The organism is Micromonospora sp. NPDC004540 (assembly GCF_040610095.1).
GTDB lineage: Bacteria > Actinomycetota > Actinomycetes > Mycobacteriales > Micromonosporaceae > Micromonospora.
Map to the genome: position 1 here is coordinate 5,167 of NZ_JBEXLR010000115.1, position 13,850 is coordinate 19,016.

The 13,850-nt window shown below is 74.3% G+C and carries 13 protein-coding genes; 7 read left to right on the forward strand and 6 right to left on the reverse strand.

Annotated features, from left to right (window positions below; translation table 11 throughout):
• Window positions 1-212: 212 nt before the first annotated feature.
• Entirely contained in the window at window positions 213-506 is a 294-nt protein-coding gene (locus ABZV78_RS27600) for an antibiotic biosynthesis monooxygenase (protein WP_355643159.1), read from the reverse strand.
• 105 nt (window positions 507-611) lie between these two features.
• On the opposite strand from ABZV78_RS27600, the gene pnuC reads away from it, so the two are divergent.
• The 3 genes from pnuC to ABZV78_RS27615 all read left to right on the forward strand — a co-directional run bounded on the left by pnuC (window position 612) and on the right by ABZV78_RS27615 (window position 3,712).
• Window positions 612-1,265, forward strand: coding sequence for a nicotinamide riboside transporter PnuC (gene pnuC / locus ABZV78_RS27605; protein ID WP_355643160.1), 654 nt, complete (start codon window positions 612-614; stop codon window positions 1,263-1,265).
• Window positions 1,262-2,353: an AAA family ATPase gene (locus tag ABZV78_RS27610; RefSeq protein WP_355643162.1), complete on the forward strand. Its 1,092-nt coding sequence runs from the start codon at window positions 1,262-1,264 to the stop codon at window positions 2,351-2,353. Before pnuC ends, ABZV78_RS27610 begins: the two co-directional genes overlap by 4 nt.
• Before the next feature lie 360 nt (window positions 2,354-2,713).
• Window positions 2,714-3,712 (forward strand): TerC family protein, encoded by a 999-nt coding sequence (locus ABZV78_RS27615; protein ID WP_355643164.1) that lies wholly within the window; start codon window positions 2,714-2,716, stop codon window positions 3,710-3,712.
• A gap of 60 nt (window positions 3,713-3,772) precedes the next feature.
• On the opposite strand, the gene ABZV78_RS27620 is transcribed toward ABZV78_RS27615, so the two are convergent.
• Together ABZV78_RS27620 and ABZV78_RS27625 are read right to left on the reverse strand one after the other, a co-directional pair.
• Window positions 3,773-4,699: an NlpC/P60 family protein gene (locus tag ABZV78_RS27620; protein ID WP_355643166.1), complete on the reverse strand. Its 927-nt coding sequence runs from the start codon at window positions 4,697-4,699 to the stop codon at window positions 3,773-3,775.
• Window positions 4,700-4,742: 43 nt separating this feature from the next.
• Entirely contained in the window at window positions 4,743-5,840 is a 1,098-nt protein-coding gene (locus ABZV78_RS27625) for a dipeptide epimerase (protein WP_355643168.1), read from the reverse strand.
• Window positions 5,841-5,884: 44 nt separating this feature from the next.
• On the opposite strand from ABZV78_RS27625, the gene ABZV78_RS27630 reads away from it, so the two are divergent.
• Entirely contained in the window at window positions 5,885-6,682 is a 798-nt protein-coding gene (locus ABZV78_RS27630; RefSeq protein WP_355643170.1) for a tyrosine-protein phosphatase, read from the forward strand.
• Between the two features lie 4 nt (window positions 6,683-6,686).
• Here the strand turns inward: ABZV78_RS27630 and ABZV78_RS27635 are convergent, their stop codons facing one another.
• The gene (locus ABZV78_RS27635; RefSeq protein ID WP_355643172.1) at window positions 6,687-7,553 is read right to left on the reverse strand and encodes a serine hydrolase; all 867 of its coding nucleotides are present in this window, start codon (window positions 7,551-7,553) and stop codon (window positions 6,687-6,689) included.
• Between the two features lie 72 nt (window positions 7,554-7,625).
• Between ABZV78_RS27635 and ABZV78_RS27640 the strand changes: the two genes are divergently transcribed.
• Complete coding sequence (locus ABZV78_RS27640) at window positions 7,626-8,291, forward strand: methyltransferase domain-containing protein (protein ID WP_355643174.1); 666 nt, start codon at window positions 7,626-7,628, stop codon at window positions 8,289-8,291.
• A gap of 284 nt (window positions 8,292-8,575) precedes the next feature.
• Here the strand turns inward: ABZV78_RS27640 and typA are convergent, their stop codons facing one another.
• On the reverse strand, window positions 8,576-10,444 hold the full coding sequence (typA, locus tag ABZV78_RS27645) for a translational GTPase TypA (protein WP_091320684.1): 1,869 nt from the start codon (window positions 10,442-10,444) through the stop codon (window positions 8,576-8,578).
• Between the two features lie 130 nt (window positions 10,445-10,574).
• Here typA and ABZV78_RS27650 point away from each other — a divergent pair, with 130 nt between their 5' ends.
• Window positions 10,575-12,029 carry a DedA family protein gene (locus tag ABZV78_RS27650; RefSeq protein ID WP_355643176.1) on the forward strand — a complete coding sequence of 485 codons (1,455 nt, stop codon included), beginning with the start codon at window positions 10,575-10,577 and terminating at the stop codon, window positions 12,027-12,029.
• Window positions 12,030-12,059: 30 nt separating this feature from the next.
• Complete coding sequence (locus ABZV78_RS27655; protein WP_355643178.1) at window positions 12,060-12,935, forward strand: lytic transglycosylase domain-containing protein; 876 nt, start codon at window positions 12,060-12,062, stop codon at window positions 12,933-12,935.
• A 50-nt stretch (window positions 12,936-12,985) separates the two neighbouring features.
• Here ABZV78_RS27655 and ABZV78_RS27660 read toward each other — a convergent pair.
• The coding region (locus ABZV78_RS27660) for an MMPL family transporter (protein WP_355643183.1) at window positions 12,986-13,850 on the reverse strand (865 nt) is incomplete at its 5' end.

Consider the following 13,850-nt stretch of genomic DNA (forward strand, 5'->3'; position numbering starts at 1 on the left):
GTCCGGCGCCCCCGATTGCCGTCGGAGCCATTGTTCTGTCCGGCGCGGCGTTCGGCGCGCGGCCACCGGGTCCGGCGCCCCCGATTGCCGTCGGAGCCATTGTTCTGTCCGGCGCGGCGTTCGGCGCGCGGCCACCGGGTCCGGCGCCCCCGATTGCCGTCGGAGCCGGTGGCCGGCGCGTCGAGCGCAGGCTAGGTCAGGGGTACGACAGTTCAGGCCGGCACGTCGACGAAGTGCTCGACCAGCGGCGGGCCGGCGAAGTAGGGGCCGATCAGCTCCCGCCACTGCCCGAAGCGCTCGCTCTGCCGGAAGTTGACGTCGTGCGCCTCGACCGAGTCCCACTCGACCAGGAGCACGAACCGGGACGGCGACTCGATGCCGCGGGTCATCCGCACCGAGCGGCAGCCCTCGGTGCCGGCGAGGATCGGGCGCGCCTTCGCGTACGCGGCGGCGAAGTCGTCCTCGTTTTCGGGCGTCACGTCGATCAGCGCGACCTCAAGAACCATGCCCGAAAGCCTCGCACGCCGGCCGCCGTCCGGTACGCCCCGGGGACTGTTCCGCGCGCCACACCGCCTCTAGGGTGGGCGCTCGGGTAGACGGGGGAGGACAACATGCTCGACTGGCTCACCGCCACGGCGTTCACCGCCCTGGGCGCCGGCACCACCTGGGCCGAGCTGCTCGGCTTCGCCACCGGTGTGGTCAACGTCTGGCTGGTGGCGCGGCAGCACATCGCCAACTGGCCGATCGGCATCGCCAACGTGCTGCTGCTGATGCTGCTGTTCTGGACCGCCGGCCTGTACGCCGACGCCGGCCTCCAGGTCGTCTACGTCCTCCTCGGCCTCTACGGCTGGTGGCACTGGCTCGTCGGCGGCGAGCGCCGCAGCCGGCTGACCGTGGCCCGGACCGGCCGGCGGGAGTGGTGGGCGCTCGGCGTGGCCGGGGTCCTGCTCACCGCCGGGCTCTGGGCGCTGCTGGACCGGGCCACCGACTCCACGGTGCCGCTGGCCGACGCGGTCACCACCGCGCTCTCGCTGCTCGCCACCTACGGCCAGACCCGCAAGCTGGTGGAGAGCTGGTGGCTGTGGATCGCCGCCGACCTGATCTACATCCCGCTCTACGCGTACAAGGGACTCTGGCTGACCGGCGGCCTCTACCTGATCTTCCTGGGGCTCTGCGTGGTCGGGCTGCGGGAGTGGCGGGCGGACCTGCGCCGGCGGGTGGTGGCGACCCTGGTGCCGCCCGGCCCGGCCCCGGTCGCCGCGTGAGCGGGCAAAGTGTGACCGCCGGCGCGGGCCGCGAGTTCCGGCACGGCCTGGTGGTGGGCAAGTTCTACCCGCCGCACGCCGGGCACCACGCGCTGATCGAGGCGGCCGCGGCCCGCTGCGCGGCGGTCACCGTGGTGGTCGCCCCGTCCCGGCGCGAGTCGATCCCGCTCGACCTGCGCGTCGCCTGGCTGCGCGAGGCGCACGCCGCCACGCCCTGGGTGCGGTTCGTCGGCCGCTACGACGACCACCCGGTCGACTACGCCGACCCGGCGATCTGGGACCTGCACTGCGCGGTGTTCGCCGACGCACTCGGCGGGCAGCCGGTGGACGCGGTCTTCTCCTCCGAGGCGTACGGCGAGGAGTTGGCCCGCCGGTTCGACGCGGCCGCGGTCTGCGTGGACCTGGACCGGCGCGGCGTTCCGGTCTCCGGCACGGCCGTTCGCGCGGACCCGGCGGCGCACTGGCGTTGGCTGAGCCCGCCGGTGCGCGCGTGGCTGGTCCGCCGGGTCGTGGTGGTCGGGGCCGAGTCCACCGGCACCACGACGATGGCCGCGGCGCTCGCCGCCCGCTACGGCACTTCCTGGGTCCCCGAGTACGGCCGCGAGCTGACCGAGCGCAAGCTCGCCGGGCTGCGGCGCGTGCGTCCCGCCGCGACGATCTTCGACGTCACCTGGGACCGGGACGACTTCGTCGCGGTGGTCCGCGAGCAGCAGGCCGCCGAGGACGCGGCGGCCCGGGTCAGCGGCCCGCTGCTGTTCTGCGACACCGACGCGCGGGCCACCGCGATCTGGGAGGAGCGCTACCTCGGGTCCTCGTCGGAGGCGGTCCGGGCGGCCGCCCGCCGGCCGGCGCTGTACCTGCTGACCGACCACGAGGGGGTGCCCTTCGCCGACGACGGCCTGCGCGACGGGGAGCACCTGCGGGCCTGGATGACCGGGCGGTTCCGGGCGGAGCTGGCGGGCTGCGGGGCGCCGGTGGTCGAGCTGCGCGGGTCGCACGAGGAGCGGCTGGCGGTCGCCGTCGCCGCCTGCGACGCCCTGCTGTCGGCGGGCTGGTCCTTCACGGATCCGCTGGCACCCGCGTCCTGAGCGCCCACCTGAGTCCGATCGGAAGCTGGGCACCTAGCCTCCTAGGATGCCCTGCGCGGCGAGACATGCCGCACACCGGAAGGGGATGACTCCGGCAAACAGGGCCCCGAAGATGCGCCGACCCGGGCCGATGGTGAACAATGGCGGCCGAGGAGGGGAGTATTCCCTCGCGACGGAGTCGTCAGCACGGAAGAGCGCCGGCCCCCCGGTGGCACGACCCGGCTCCGTCGGTCACCGACCCGTTCCCCGGGTCGGTGGCGGAAGAGACCTCCGACAGTCACCAGAGTCAGCGTCGACGCACCCCGGCCCCTCACTCGGCGTACGGTGTGCCCGACGCTGTGTGTCTGCCGGAGGATGGATTTGAACGTGTCCGGAGTGGTGTGGGCGGGGACGCTGGTCGCGCTGACCGCGGTCCTGCTGGTCGACCTGTTCATCATCGGTCGCCGCCCGCACGAGCCCAGCGTCCGCGAGTCGAGCCTGTGGGTCGGCTTCTACGTGGCGTTGGCCCTGCTCTTCGGGGCGGGGCTGTGGCTCACCTCAGGCCCCAGCGTGGCGGGCCAGTTCTACACCGGGTGGCTCACCGAATACAGCCTCTCGGTGGACAACCTCTTCGTCTTCGTGATCATCATGGCCCGCTTCGGGGTGCCCCGGCGGTACCAGCAGAAGGTGCTGCTCATCGGCATCCTGCTGGCGCTGGTCATGCGGGGTGGCTTCATCGCCGCGGGCGCCGCGCTGATCTCCCAGTTCTCCTGGGTGTTCTACATCTTCGGCGCGTTCCTGATCTACACGGCGGTCAACCTGGCCCGCCAGGGGGAGCCGGACGAGGACGAGTTCAGCGAGAACGTGCTGATCCGGTGGAGCCGCAAGGCGCTGCCGCTGTCCCGCGACTTCGACGGGGCGCGGCTGACCACCCACGAGAACGGGCGGCGGCTGTTCACCCCGATGCTGATCGTGATGATCGCGATCGGCACCACCGACCTGATCTTCGCCCTCGACTCGATCCCGGCGATCTTCGGCATCACCCAGGAGCCGTACCTGGTCTTCACCGCGAACGTGTTCGCGCTGATGGGGCTGCGGCAGCTCTACTTCCTGCTCGGCGGCCTGCTTGACCGGCTGATCTACCTCAGCTACGGCCTGGCCGTGGTGCTCGGCTTCATCGGGGTCAAGCTGGTCCTGGAGGCCCTCGCCGACAACAACCTGCCGTTCGTCAACGGCGGCGAGCACGTGGGCTGGGCCCCGCACATCCCGATCTGGCTGTCGCTCATCGTCATCCTGGGCACCCTCGCCGCGGCCACCGCGGCCAGCCTGGTCAAGTCGTCCCGCGACCGGCGCCGCGAGCTGGCCGAGGCCCGTCGCTGACCGACCCACGCGAAAAGGGGCGCTCCCGCGGTGGGGAGCGCCCCTTTCGGCGTACGGGGGTCAGATCCGGTGGGCGCCGACCAGGGTGGCCTCGCGGTCCGGCGGGAGCTGCTCCTCCACGACCCGGCGCTTCACGTAGCAGGCGTGCAGCATCCGCCGTGCCCCGCCCTGCGGCTCGGTGCTGACGATGCCGACGTGGTGGATGCGCCGGCCGGGCCGGGCGAAGAAGTAGAGGTCGCCGGGGCATTCCTCGCCCAGCGCCAGGGGAGTGGTCGCCTCGGCCTGGTCGTCGGCGTCCCGGGGCAGCGTGATGCCGTACCGGCGCCAGGCCAGCTGCACCAGGCCGGAGCAGTCGATGCCGTGGGTGGACAGCCCGCCCCAGACGTAGACGAGGTCGCGCAGCCGCTCGGCGACGGCGAGCACCTCCTTGGCCTCCGGCCGCTCGGCGGGCAGCGGGACCAGGTCGCCCTCGGGGGCCCAGAGCGGGTCGGCCCGGCCGGGCACGAGGACCGGCCGCCAGCCGTCCACCGGCCGTCCGGCCGGGGCGAGGCGGGTGCCGAGGACCACGCCGGTCAGCGCCGGCGGGCCGTCGGGGGCCGCGCGCAGCGCGGTGCGGACGGCGTCCACCACCAGCGGGGTGGCCGGCGGGCCGGGCTCCGCCGGAGCGGCGAGCTGCGCGGCCGGCAGCCAGCCGGGATAGCCGCGTACGTCGAGCTTGGCGGGCTGCTCCAGGGCGACGGCGTGTGCCCAGCCGTCCGCGCGCAGCTCGGTGACCAGCACCCGCTCGCCGAGCAGCAGCTGGGTCAGGACGCAGTCGCCGACCTGCTGGTCGCGGTCCATGCCGGCGACCCAGGCGGCGGTGTCGGGCGCGTCGGACAGGGCGGGGCGGTCGACCGGACGGACCGCCTCGGGCGCGGTCCAGAGGGTCGCCACCGGGACCCGGACGACGGCCTCGCGGCCCGGTTGAAGCTCCACGTCCACCCCCACGTCACGCCTCTTCGGCCGACCCTATGAAAAATTCCAACGGCTCTCAACCGCGCGGCTGAATCTTTGCTTCATTCACCTGCGCGATGCCGAGCCCCGGAGCGTCCGGCAGCACGACGCTCGCGCCGTCGTACCGGATGCCGCCGGCGACCGGCGACCAGGCCAGCCACCAGGCGGCGTCGAGGTCCGACACGGCCGTGGTGCCGCAGGCGGCGACCAGGCTCGCCGCCGCGCTCAGACCGACCTGGCTCTCCATCATCGAGCCCACGATGGTGCCCATGCCGTGCGCGGCGGCCAGGTCGAGCAGCGCCCGGGCGGTGTGCAGACCGCCGCACTTGGCCAGCTTGACGTTGACCATGTCGGCCGCCCGGCGGCGGATCACCTCGACCAGGTCGCGCAGGTCGAACACCGACTCGTCGGCGAGGACCGGCAGCTCCACCCGGTCGCTGACCCAGGCCAGCCCGTCCAGGTCCCGCCGGTGCACCGGCTGCTCGACCAGCTCGACGTCGAGCCCGGCGTCCTCGATGCCGCGGATCACCCGGACCGCCTCGCGCGGCGTCCACCCCTGGTTGGCGTCGAGCCGGATCCGCACGTCGGGGCCGACTGCGGCCCGGACGGCGCGGACCCGGTCCAGGTCGCCCCGCGCGTCGGTGCCGACCTTGAGCTTCAGCACGGTGAACCCCTCGGCGCGGCGCCGGGTGGCCGCCGCCGCGAGGTCCACCGCGTCGCCGGCGGCCAGGGTGACGTCCGTCGGAACGCGCAGCGTGGTGCCGCCGAGCAACCGCACCAGGGGTACGCCGAGCCGCCGCGCGGCCAGGTCGTGCAGGGCGACGTCGACGGCCGCGCGGGCCGACTCGTTGCCCACCACCGCGCGGCGCACCTCGGCGCAGCGGGCCTGGAGGTCGTCGGCGTCCCGCCCGGTCAGCAGCGGACCGAGCAGCTGCTGGACGCACGCCTCGGCGCCGGCGATCGACGCGCCGGTCACCTGCCAGACCTGCGGTGCCTCGCCGAAGCCCGACCGCCCGTCGCTGTCCACCACCTCCACGACCAGGGTGTCCACTGTGGTGGTGCGGCGCAGCGCGGTGACGAACGGGGTGTGTAGGGGCGCCGAGAGCCGGTGGGTGCGTACCGCGGCGATCGTCATGTGGGGCACCCTATACGGAGCTGGCGGCGATCAGGGGAGGGCCGATGACCGGGCGGGACTGGGAGCTGGTGGGCGCGCCGAACGCCCGTGACCTGGGCGGGTTGCCCACCTCCGACGGACGGCGGGTGCGCGCCGGCCGGTTGATCCGCACCGCCGCGCTGGGCCGGCTCACCGACGAGGACCTGCCGGTGCTGGGCAAGCTGGCGCCGGCCTGCGTGGTGGATCTGCGGCACGGCACCGAGCAGGCGGTCGCCCCACCCGACCGCCTGGCCGGCGAGCCGCGGGTGGTGCACCTGCCGGTCTACGACGCGGCCCACCCGGTGTTCACCTACGTCTCGGCGGTGCTGCTCGGCCACGACCTCGACGCGTACGAGGAGCTGGCCCGGGACGGCATGCCGGGGGCGATGGCGGCGATCTACCGGTGGTTCGTGACCGGCGAGTCGGCGCGGGAGGGGTTCGGGACGGCGGTGCGCCTGGCCGCCGACGGGGCGAACCTGCCGCTGCTGTTCCACTGCTCGGCCGGCAAGGACCGCACCGGCTGGCTGTCGGTGGTGCTGCTCACCGCGCTCGGCGTGGACGAGCCGGTGATCCGGGCCGACTACCTGCGGCACAACGAGCTGACCGAGAGCCTGCGCGAGGTGCTGCTGGCCGCGATGACCCGCCGCCTGCCCGACCTGGACCCGGCGGTCGCCCGGCCGCTGCTGGAGGTGCGGCCGGAGTACCTGGACGCCGCCTACGACGAGGTACACCGGGTGCACGGCTCGTTCGACGCCTACCTGCGCGACGGCCTGGGGCTGACCGACGGGACGCTGGCCGCGCTGCGCGCGAACCTGCTGGACTGAGCGGTCAGCCGGCCAGGTCGTGCCGGGCCGCCCAGACCCGCGCGGAGACGTGCGCGATGAGGCGGCAGGCGTCGTCCTCGATCTCCTCGCCGCTCGGGCCGCCGTCGGCCAGGTCGGTGGTGGTGCACACCACCACGGCGTACGGCGGCGCGTCGTCGGGGAAGACCACCCCGGCGCCGTGCCGGATGCCGCGTACCCAGCCGTTCTTGTGCGCGATCCTCGTCCCGTCGGGCAGCCCGGCGGCGAGGTCCTCGCGGTGCTCCTGGGCGAACAGCACGTCCAGCATGGCCGCGCAGCCGGCCGGCGAGGCGAGCGGGCCGGGCCGGTCCGCGCCGAGCGCCAGCCCGCCGAGCAGGGCGGCCAGGTCGGCGGCGGTGACCAGGTTGTCGATGCCGGCGTCGCGGGCCGCGAAGTCCTCGATGCCCCGGCCGGTGACGCTGTGCCGGGCCCCGGCCAGCGTCCACGCCTCGGCCTGGGCGGGCAGCCCGACGTGACCGATGCAGATGTTGGTGGCCAGGTTGCTGGAGCGGACGATCATCCGTTCGGCGAGCCAGCGCAGCGGAGCCTCGCCGCCCACCCGCGCCCAGACCGCGTCGTCGTTGTCGTAGTGCCGGGCGTTGGCGAACCGGGGCGCGCCGGGCAGGGCGGAGTCGAACGCGTTGCGCACCGGGACGGGCTCGTCCAGGTCGAGCCGGCCGGCCTCGGCGGCGCGGTGCAGGGCCACCAGCACGGCGGCCTTCATGGTGCTGGCCGCGTAGTGGGTGGCGTCGGCCTGCCGGGTCCAGGTGGGCGCGGCGCCCAGCCGCCCCACGTACGCGGAGACGGTGCCGGGCACCTTGTCCAGGTGGGCGTCGAGATCCTCCCAGGTCATGCCGGTGACCGTAGCGGATCTTCGCGCGTGACGGGGCTGCGGTCCCGGCCGGGCCGGGTCTAGCGTGCGGAGATGACGACCGCCGCGTACGACGCCATCGCCGACTGGTACGACGACTACGTCACGACCACCGCCACCGACTACAGCGACCGGGTCCGGTCGGTGCTGGCCGAGCTGCTCGGCCGAGGTCCAGGGCGCTGCCTCGACCTGTGCTGCGGGACCGGGGCCCACGCCGCCGAGCTGCGCCGGCTGGGTTGGCGGCCGATCGGGGTGGACCTGTCGGCGGGGCAGCTGCGCCTTGGCCGGGCGCGGCTCCCGGTGGCCCGGGCCGACGCCACCGCCCTGCCCCTGGCGGACGGCGCCGTGCCCGCCGTCGCCTGCGTGCTCGCCCACACCGACATGCCGGACTATCCGGCGGCGATCGCCGAGGCGGCCCGGGTGCTGGCGCCCGGTGGGCGGCTGGTCCACGTCGGCGTGCACCCCTGCTTCGTCGGGGCGTTCGCCGACCGCTCCGAGCCGGGCCGGGCCGTGATCGACGGCGGGTACGCCGAGCGGGAGCGCAGCTTCCGGTCCTGGAACACCACGGGGGTGCGCGCCCGGGTCGGCGCCTGGCACCTGCCGCTGGCCGACCTGCTCAACGCGGTTACCGCCGCCGGCCTCGCCGTGACCCGCGTCCGCGAGTCCGGCCCCGGCCCCCTCCCCGACATCCTGGCCTTCCAGGCCACCAAACCCGCCTGAACACCCACATCCCAGCCCCCGCCCTCCCCACCCTCCCCGGCTTCCACCCGACCGGTTGATCATGAAGTTGACGGCGATGTCGATCTCCGAAACTGCCGCTAACTTCATGATCGCTGGGGGCTGGGGGCTGGGGCTGGGGGCTGGGGGCTGGGGGCTGGGGGCCGGGGGCCGTGGGCCGTGGGCCGGGGCCGGGGGCGGGGCCGGAGGCCGGGGCCGGGAATCGGGCTGGAACGGGCGGAGCCCGGTCCGCCGATGGCGGGCCGGGCTCCGGGCGGCTGTGTGGGTCAGCCGGCGTGCTTGCGGCGGGCGGCCATCCGGCCGCGCTGGGTCTGGTCCAGCACCACCTTGCGGATCCGCACCGCGGCCGGAGTCACCTCGACGCACTCGTCCTCGCGGCAGAACTCGAGGGCCTGCTCCAGCGACAGCTTGCGCGGCGGGATCAGCTTCTCGGTCTCGTCCGCGGTCGACGACCGCATGTTGGTGAGCTTCTTCTCCTTGGTGATGTTGACGTCCATGTCGTCGGAGCGGGAGTTCTCACCGACGATCATGCCCTCGTACACCTCGGTGCCCGGCTCGACGAAGAGCTGGCCGCGCTCCTGGAGGTTGGTCATCGCGAACGCGGTGACCGAGCCGGAGCGGTCGGCGACCAGCGAGCCGTTGTTGCGGGTGCGCAGCTCGCCGAACCAGGGCTCGTAGGACTCGAAGACGTGGTGCAGGATGCCGGTGCCGCGGGTCTCGGTGAGGAACTCGGTGCGGAAGCCGATGAGGCCGCGCGCCGGGACCAGCCACTCCATCCGGATCCAGCCGGTGCCGTGGTTGACCAGCTGCTCCATCCGGCCCTTGCGGGTGGCGAGGAGCTGGGTGATCGCGCCCAGGTACTCCTCCGGGGCGTCGATGGTCAGCCGCTCGACCGGCTCGCAGGTCTTCCCGTCGATCTCCTTGGTGACCACCTGCGGCTTGCCGACGGTCAGCTCGTAGGACTCGCGGCGCATCTGCTCGACCAGGATCGCCAGGGCCAGCTCACCGCGGCCCTGCACCTCCCAGGCGTCGGGCCGCTCGGTGGGCAGCACCCGCAGCGAGACGTTGCCGATCAGCTCCTTGTCGAGCCGGTCCTTGACCATGCGGGCGGTGACCTTGGCGCCCTTGACCCGGCCGACCAGCGGCGAGGTGTTGGTGCCGATGGTCATCGAGATGGCCGGCTCGTCGACGGTGATCAGCGGCAGCGGGACCGGGTTCTCGGCGTCGGCCAGGGTCTCGCCGATCATGATCTCCGGGATGCCGGCGACGGCGATGATGTCGCCCGGGCCGGCGCTGTCGGCCGGCTTGCGCTCCAGGCCCTCGGTCATCAGCAGCTCGGAGATGCGGACCCGCTGGCTGCTGCCGTCGGTGCGGCACCAGGTGACCGTCTGGCCCTTGCTGATGGTGCCCTGGCGGACCCGGCACAGCGCCAGCCGGCCGAGGAACGGCGAGGCGTCGAGGTTGGTGACGTGCGCCTGCAGCGGCGCGTCCTCCTCGTACGCGGGGGCCGGGATGGTGTCCAGCAGGGTGCGGAACAGCGGCTCCAGGTTGTGGCTGTCGTCGGGCACCGAGCCGTCGGCGGGCTGGGTCAGCGAGGCGATGCCGTCGCGGGCGCAGGCGTAGACGATCGGGAAGTCGATCTGCTCCTCGTCGGCGTCCAGGTCCAGGAAGAGCTCGTAGGTGTCGTCCACGACCTCCTTGATCCGGGCGTCGGGACGGTCGACCTTGTTGATCACCAGGATGATCGGCAGCCGGGCGCGCAGCGCCTTGCGGAGCACGAACCGGGTCTGCGGCAGCGGGCCCTCGCTGGCGTCGACCAGCAGCACCACACCGTCGACCATGGTGAGGCCGCGCTCGACCTCGCCGCCGAAGTCGGCGTGCCCCGGGGTGTCGATGATGTTGATCGTCACCGGCTCGGAGCCGTCCGCCGGCAGGTAGCGCACGCCGGTGTTCTTGGCGAGGATGGTGATGCCCTTTTCCCGCTCGAGGTCCATCGAGTCCATGACCCGCTCGGTGTCCTCACCACGGGCGCCGTAGGCGCCGGCCTGCCGCAACATGGCGTCGACCAGGGTCGTCTTGCCGTGGTCGACGTGGGCGATGATGGCGACGTTGCGAAGGTCGGTGCGTAGCTGCATACCCTCCATACTCCTGTCTACGGTTGCCGGGCACGCCTCGGGGTCACCCCGAGATCGCCCGGATCTCTGCCGAAAGTGCTGTCCCGACCGTTCCAGCGACTGGCATGCTGGCTCCCGTGCGGGGGACCGGATGCCTGACCTGCTGAACTGGCTGCAGGAGCTGCCGCCCCTGCTGATCTACCTGGTCGCCGCGACGATCGTCGCGGGCGAGACCGCGGTGATCTTCGGACTGCTCGTGCCGGGCGAGGCGACCCTGCTGCTGGTCGGCTTCTTAGCCTACGCGGGGACGCTGCGGATTATTCCGGCGCTGCTGGCCATGACGGCGGCCGCCGTGATCGGAGACACACTCGCCTTCCGCGCCGGCCGGCGGTACGGGCCGAAACTGCGCGCCTCCGGCCTCGGCGCCCGGATCGGGCCGCACCGGTGGCGGCGCGCCGACTCGCTGCTCGACCGGCTCGGCGGCCGGGGCGTGCTGGCCGCCCGCTGGGTGGCCTTCGCCCGCACCCTGGCGCCCCGGCTGGCCGGCGCGGCCGGGCTGCCCTACCGGCGGTTCGCGCCGTGGAACCTCGCCGGGGTGGTGAGCTGGGTCGGCGCCTCCGTGCTGGCCGGCTACGCCGCCGGCGAGTCGTACGAGCGGGTGTCCCGGCTCCTGGGCCGGGCCACCGGCGCGGTGCTCGTGCTGCTGGTCTGCCTGGTCGGCGTGGTGCTGGCCGGCCGCTGGCTGGGCCGCAACCCGGACCCGGCAAGAGCGCTCGCCGCCCGGGCCGCCGCCCTGCCCCCGCTGCGCTGGCTGCGCGCCCGCTACGGGGTGCTGTTCTTCCTGGTCGCCATGCGGTTCGGCCCGGCCGGGACGCTGCTGATCAACCTCGCCGCCGGCCTGCTGCTGCTGTTCGCCGCCGGGCTGGCCGTGGCGGCGGTGCTGGAGGCGGTGGTCCGGCACAGCGGGCTCGGGGTGCTCGACGGGCTCGTCGCGGACTGGTTCGCCGCCCGGCGTACCGCCGGGGTGGCCGATGCGGCGCTGGCCGCCGTCTCGGTGCTGCGCGGCTGGGTGCTGATCGCCGCGGTGGCCCTGGTGGCGGCGGTGGTGGCCTGGCGGAACCGGCCCTGGCGGGCCGACCTGCTCAGCGTGCTGGGCACGGTGGGCGCGTTCGTGCCGCTGGTGGTCCTCGTGGTGGTCGCCGGCCTGACCGGGCCGGGCGGCCCGGACTCCGCCCCGGACCTGCGGCCCACCCAGACCGCGGTGGTCACGGCGAGTCTCGGCACGCTGGCCTGGCTGCTGTCCCGGGGCGCCCGCTGGCCGGTGGCGGTGGCGGTCTGGACGGGCTCGCTGGCCGGCGTGGTCGCGGTCACCGGCGCCCGGCTCTACCTGGGGTGGAGCACGGCCAGCGGCACCGCCACCTCGGTGCTGCTCGGGGCGGCCTGGGTCACCGTGTTCGTGGTCGCCTGGACCACCCGGGACCACGCGGTCGGCGGGGACGACCCGCCGTCCGGCGCTGCCGGACCGGCCACGGGGGACGGACCGCCCCGGCCGCGGGCCTCCCGGCCGGCGTCGCGGGTGCCCCGCCGGCCCAGCGATGACTGCTAGGGTGCGGCGGACGACCACGGGGGAGGTCTGATGCGTCGAGGAGTCGGCCGCTGGGCCACGGCGGCGATCGCCGCGCTGCTGGCGGCGAGTGTGGTCACCGGGTGCGGCGGCGAGGAGCCGACCCGCGAGGTGGCGGTCGAGGTGACCGGCGAGGCGCCCGTCGAGGCGCCCGCGGACGGCCCCGCCGACCTGCCCAGCGACGAACCGCCGGCGGTCGCGGCGATGGGCGCGAAGCCCAGCGCCAAGCCCAGCCCGAGCGCGTCGTCGAAGCCGAAGCCCAAACCGACGCGCACCACCACCGGCCCACTCGCCAAGCCGAAGCCGCCCACCGAGACCCAGGTGCCGCCGCCCCCACCGAAGCCGCCGGCGAGCGGTTGCGAGCCCAGCTACCGGGGCACCCAGGCGACCCGCAGCCAGGTGAAGTCGGCGCTGTCCGACGCGGCGGCGCGGACCTACTGGCCCACCTCCGCACCGGACATCAAGATCCCGCTGACCCTGCTCAAGGCGACCGCCTGGCAGGAGAGCGGCTGGCAGTCCAACATCGTGGCCTGCGACGGCGGCATCGGGCTGATGCAGGTCATGCCGGCCACCGCGGACTGGATGAACCAGCGGTTCGGCCAGTCGTACGACATCGACGCCTACCGCGACAACGCCTACCTGGGTGGCACCTACCTGGCCTGGCTCACCAAGTACATCGGCGACATGTACTTCGAGGCGGACTACCGGCTGGACGCCTCGCTCTGCACGTCGGAGCTGAACTCCTGCCTGCTCAACGCGGTGATCGCGGCGTACAACTACGGGCACGGCGCGGTGGCCCGCGAGGGCGAGCCGCTGGCCATCCCCAACCCGCAGTACGTGCGCAACGTGCGGGCGCTGATGACCGAGTGCGTCTGCCTGAACTACTGAGCTGACGGGAACGGGGCCCCGGCGGGCGATCGCCGGGGCCCCGCCCGGTCTCAGCCCCGCGCGCCGGCCGGCGTGACGGGCGCCGGGGGCGTCTCCGCCGGGGCGTCGGGTTCGCGGGCGATCCGCCCGGGCCACCAGAACCGGTCGCCCAGCAGGAACGCCAGCGCCGGCACCAGCACGGTGCGGACCAGCAGCGTGTCCAGCAGCACGCCGACGCAGACGATGATCCCGATCTGGGTGAGGGTGAGCAGCGGCAGCACGCCGAGCACGGCGAAGACCGCCGCGAGCAGCACCCCGGCGCTGGTGATGACCCCGCCGGTGACCCGCAGCGCGGACCGCATCCCGTCCCGGGTGCCGAGCCGGCGGGCGTCCTCGCGGGCCCGGGTGACCAGGAAGATGTTGTAGTCCACGCCCAGCGCCACCAGGAACACGAAGGCGAGCAGCAGCACGCCGCTGTCCAGCGCCGGGAAGCCCAGCACCCGGTCGAAGAGCAGCCAGGCCGCGCCCAGGCTGGCGAAGAACGAGGCGATGACCGTCAGCACCAGCAGCACCGGGGCCAGCAGCCCGCGCAGCAGCAGCACCAGCACCGCCCCGACCAGCAGCAGGATGATCGGCAGGATCAGCCACAGGTCCCTGGTGTTCGCCCGGTCCGAGTCGTAGGTGGCGGCCACCGTACCGCCGACCAGCGCGCCCTCGGCGGCGCCGGCGCCGGCGACCGCGGGCGGCGCGGAGTCCGGCACGGCGGCGACCGCGTCGCGCAGCGCCTCGACGGTCCGGTCCGAGGCGGCGGTGCCCGGCTCGGCCGCGAGCACCACGTCGACCTGGGCGACCCGGTCGCCGGTCGCGCCGGGCCGGGCGGCGGCGACCCCGTCGACCGCGCCGGCGGCCGCCAGCTCCGCCTGCGCCGCGCCCGGG

Excerpts from the sequence above, each read along its gene's own strand:
- ABZV78_RS27630 (WP_355643170.1), top strand. The coding sequence starts at position 5,885 with ATGACCGGGCGGGACTGGGAGCTGGTGGGCGCGCCGAACGCCCGTGAC.
- ABZV78_RS27600 (WP_355643159.1), bottom strand. The coding sequence starts at position 506 with ATGGTTCTTGAGGTCGCGCTGATCGACGTGACGCCCGAAAACGAGGAC.
- ABZV78_RS27640 (WP_355643174.1), top strand. The coding sequence starts at position 7,626 with ATGACGACCGCCGCGTACGACGCCATCGCCGACTGGTACGACGACTAC.
- typA (WP_091320684.1), bottom strand. The coding sequence starts at position 10,444 with ATGCAGCTACGCACCGACCTTCGCAACGTCGCCATCATCGCCCACGTC.
- ABZV78_RS27625 (WP_355643168.1), bottom strand. The coding sequence starts at position 5,840 with ATGACGATCGCCGCGGTACGCACCCACCGGCTCTCGGCGCCCCTACAC.
- ABZV78_RS27655 (WP_355643178.1), top strand. The coding sequence starts at position 12,060 with ATGCGTCGAGGAGTCGGCCGCTGGGCCACGGCGGCGATCGCCGCGCTG.
- ABZV78_RS27650 (WP_355643176.1), top strand. The coding sequence starts at position 10,575 with ATGCCTGACCTGCTGAACTGGCTGCAGGAGCTGCCGCCCCTGCTGATC.
- ABZV78_RS27635 (WP_355643172.1), bottom strand. The coding sequence starts at position 7,553 with ATGACCTGGGAGGATCTCGACGCCCACCTGGACAAGGTGCCCGGCACC.
- pnuC (WP_355643160.1), top strand. The coding sequence starts at position 612 with ATGCTCGACTGGCTCACCGCCACGGCGTTCACCGCCCTGGGCGCCGGC.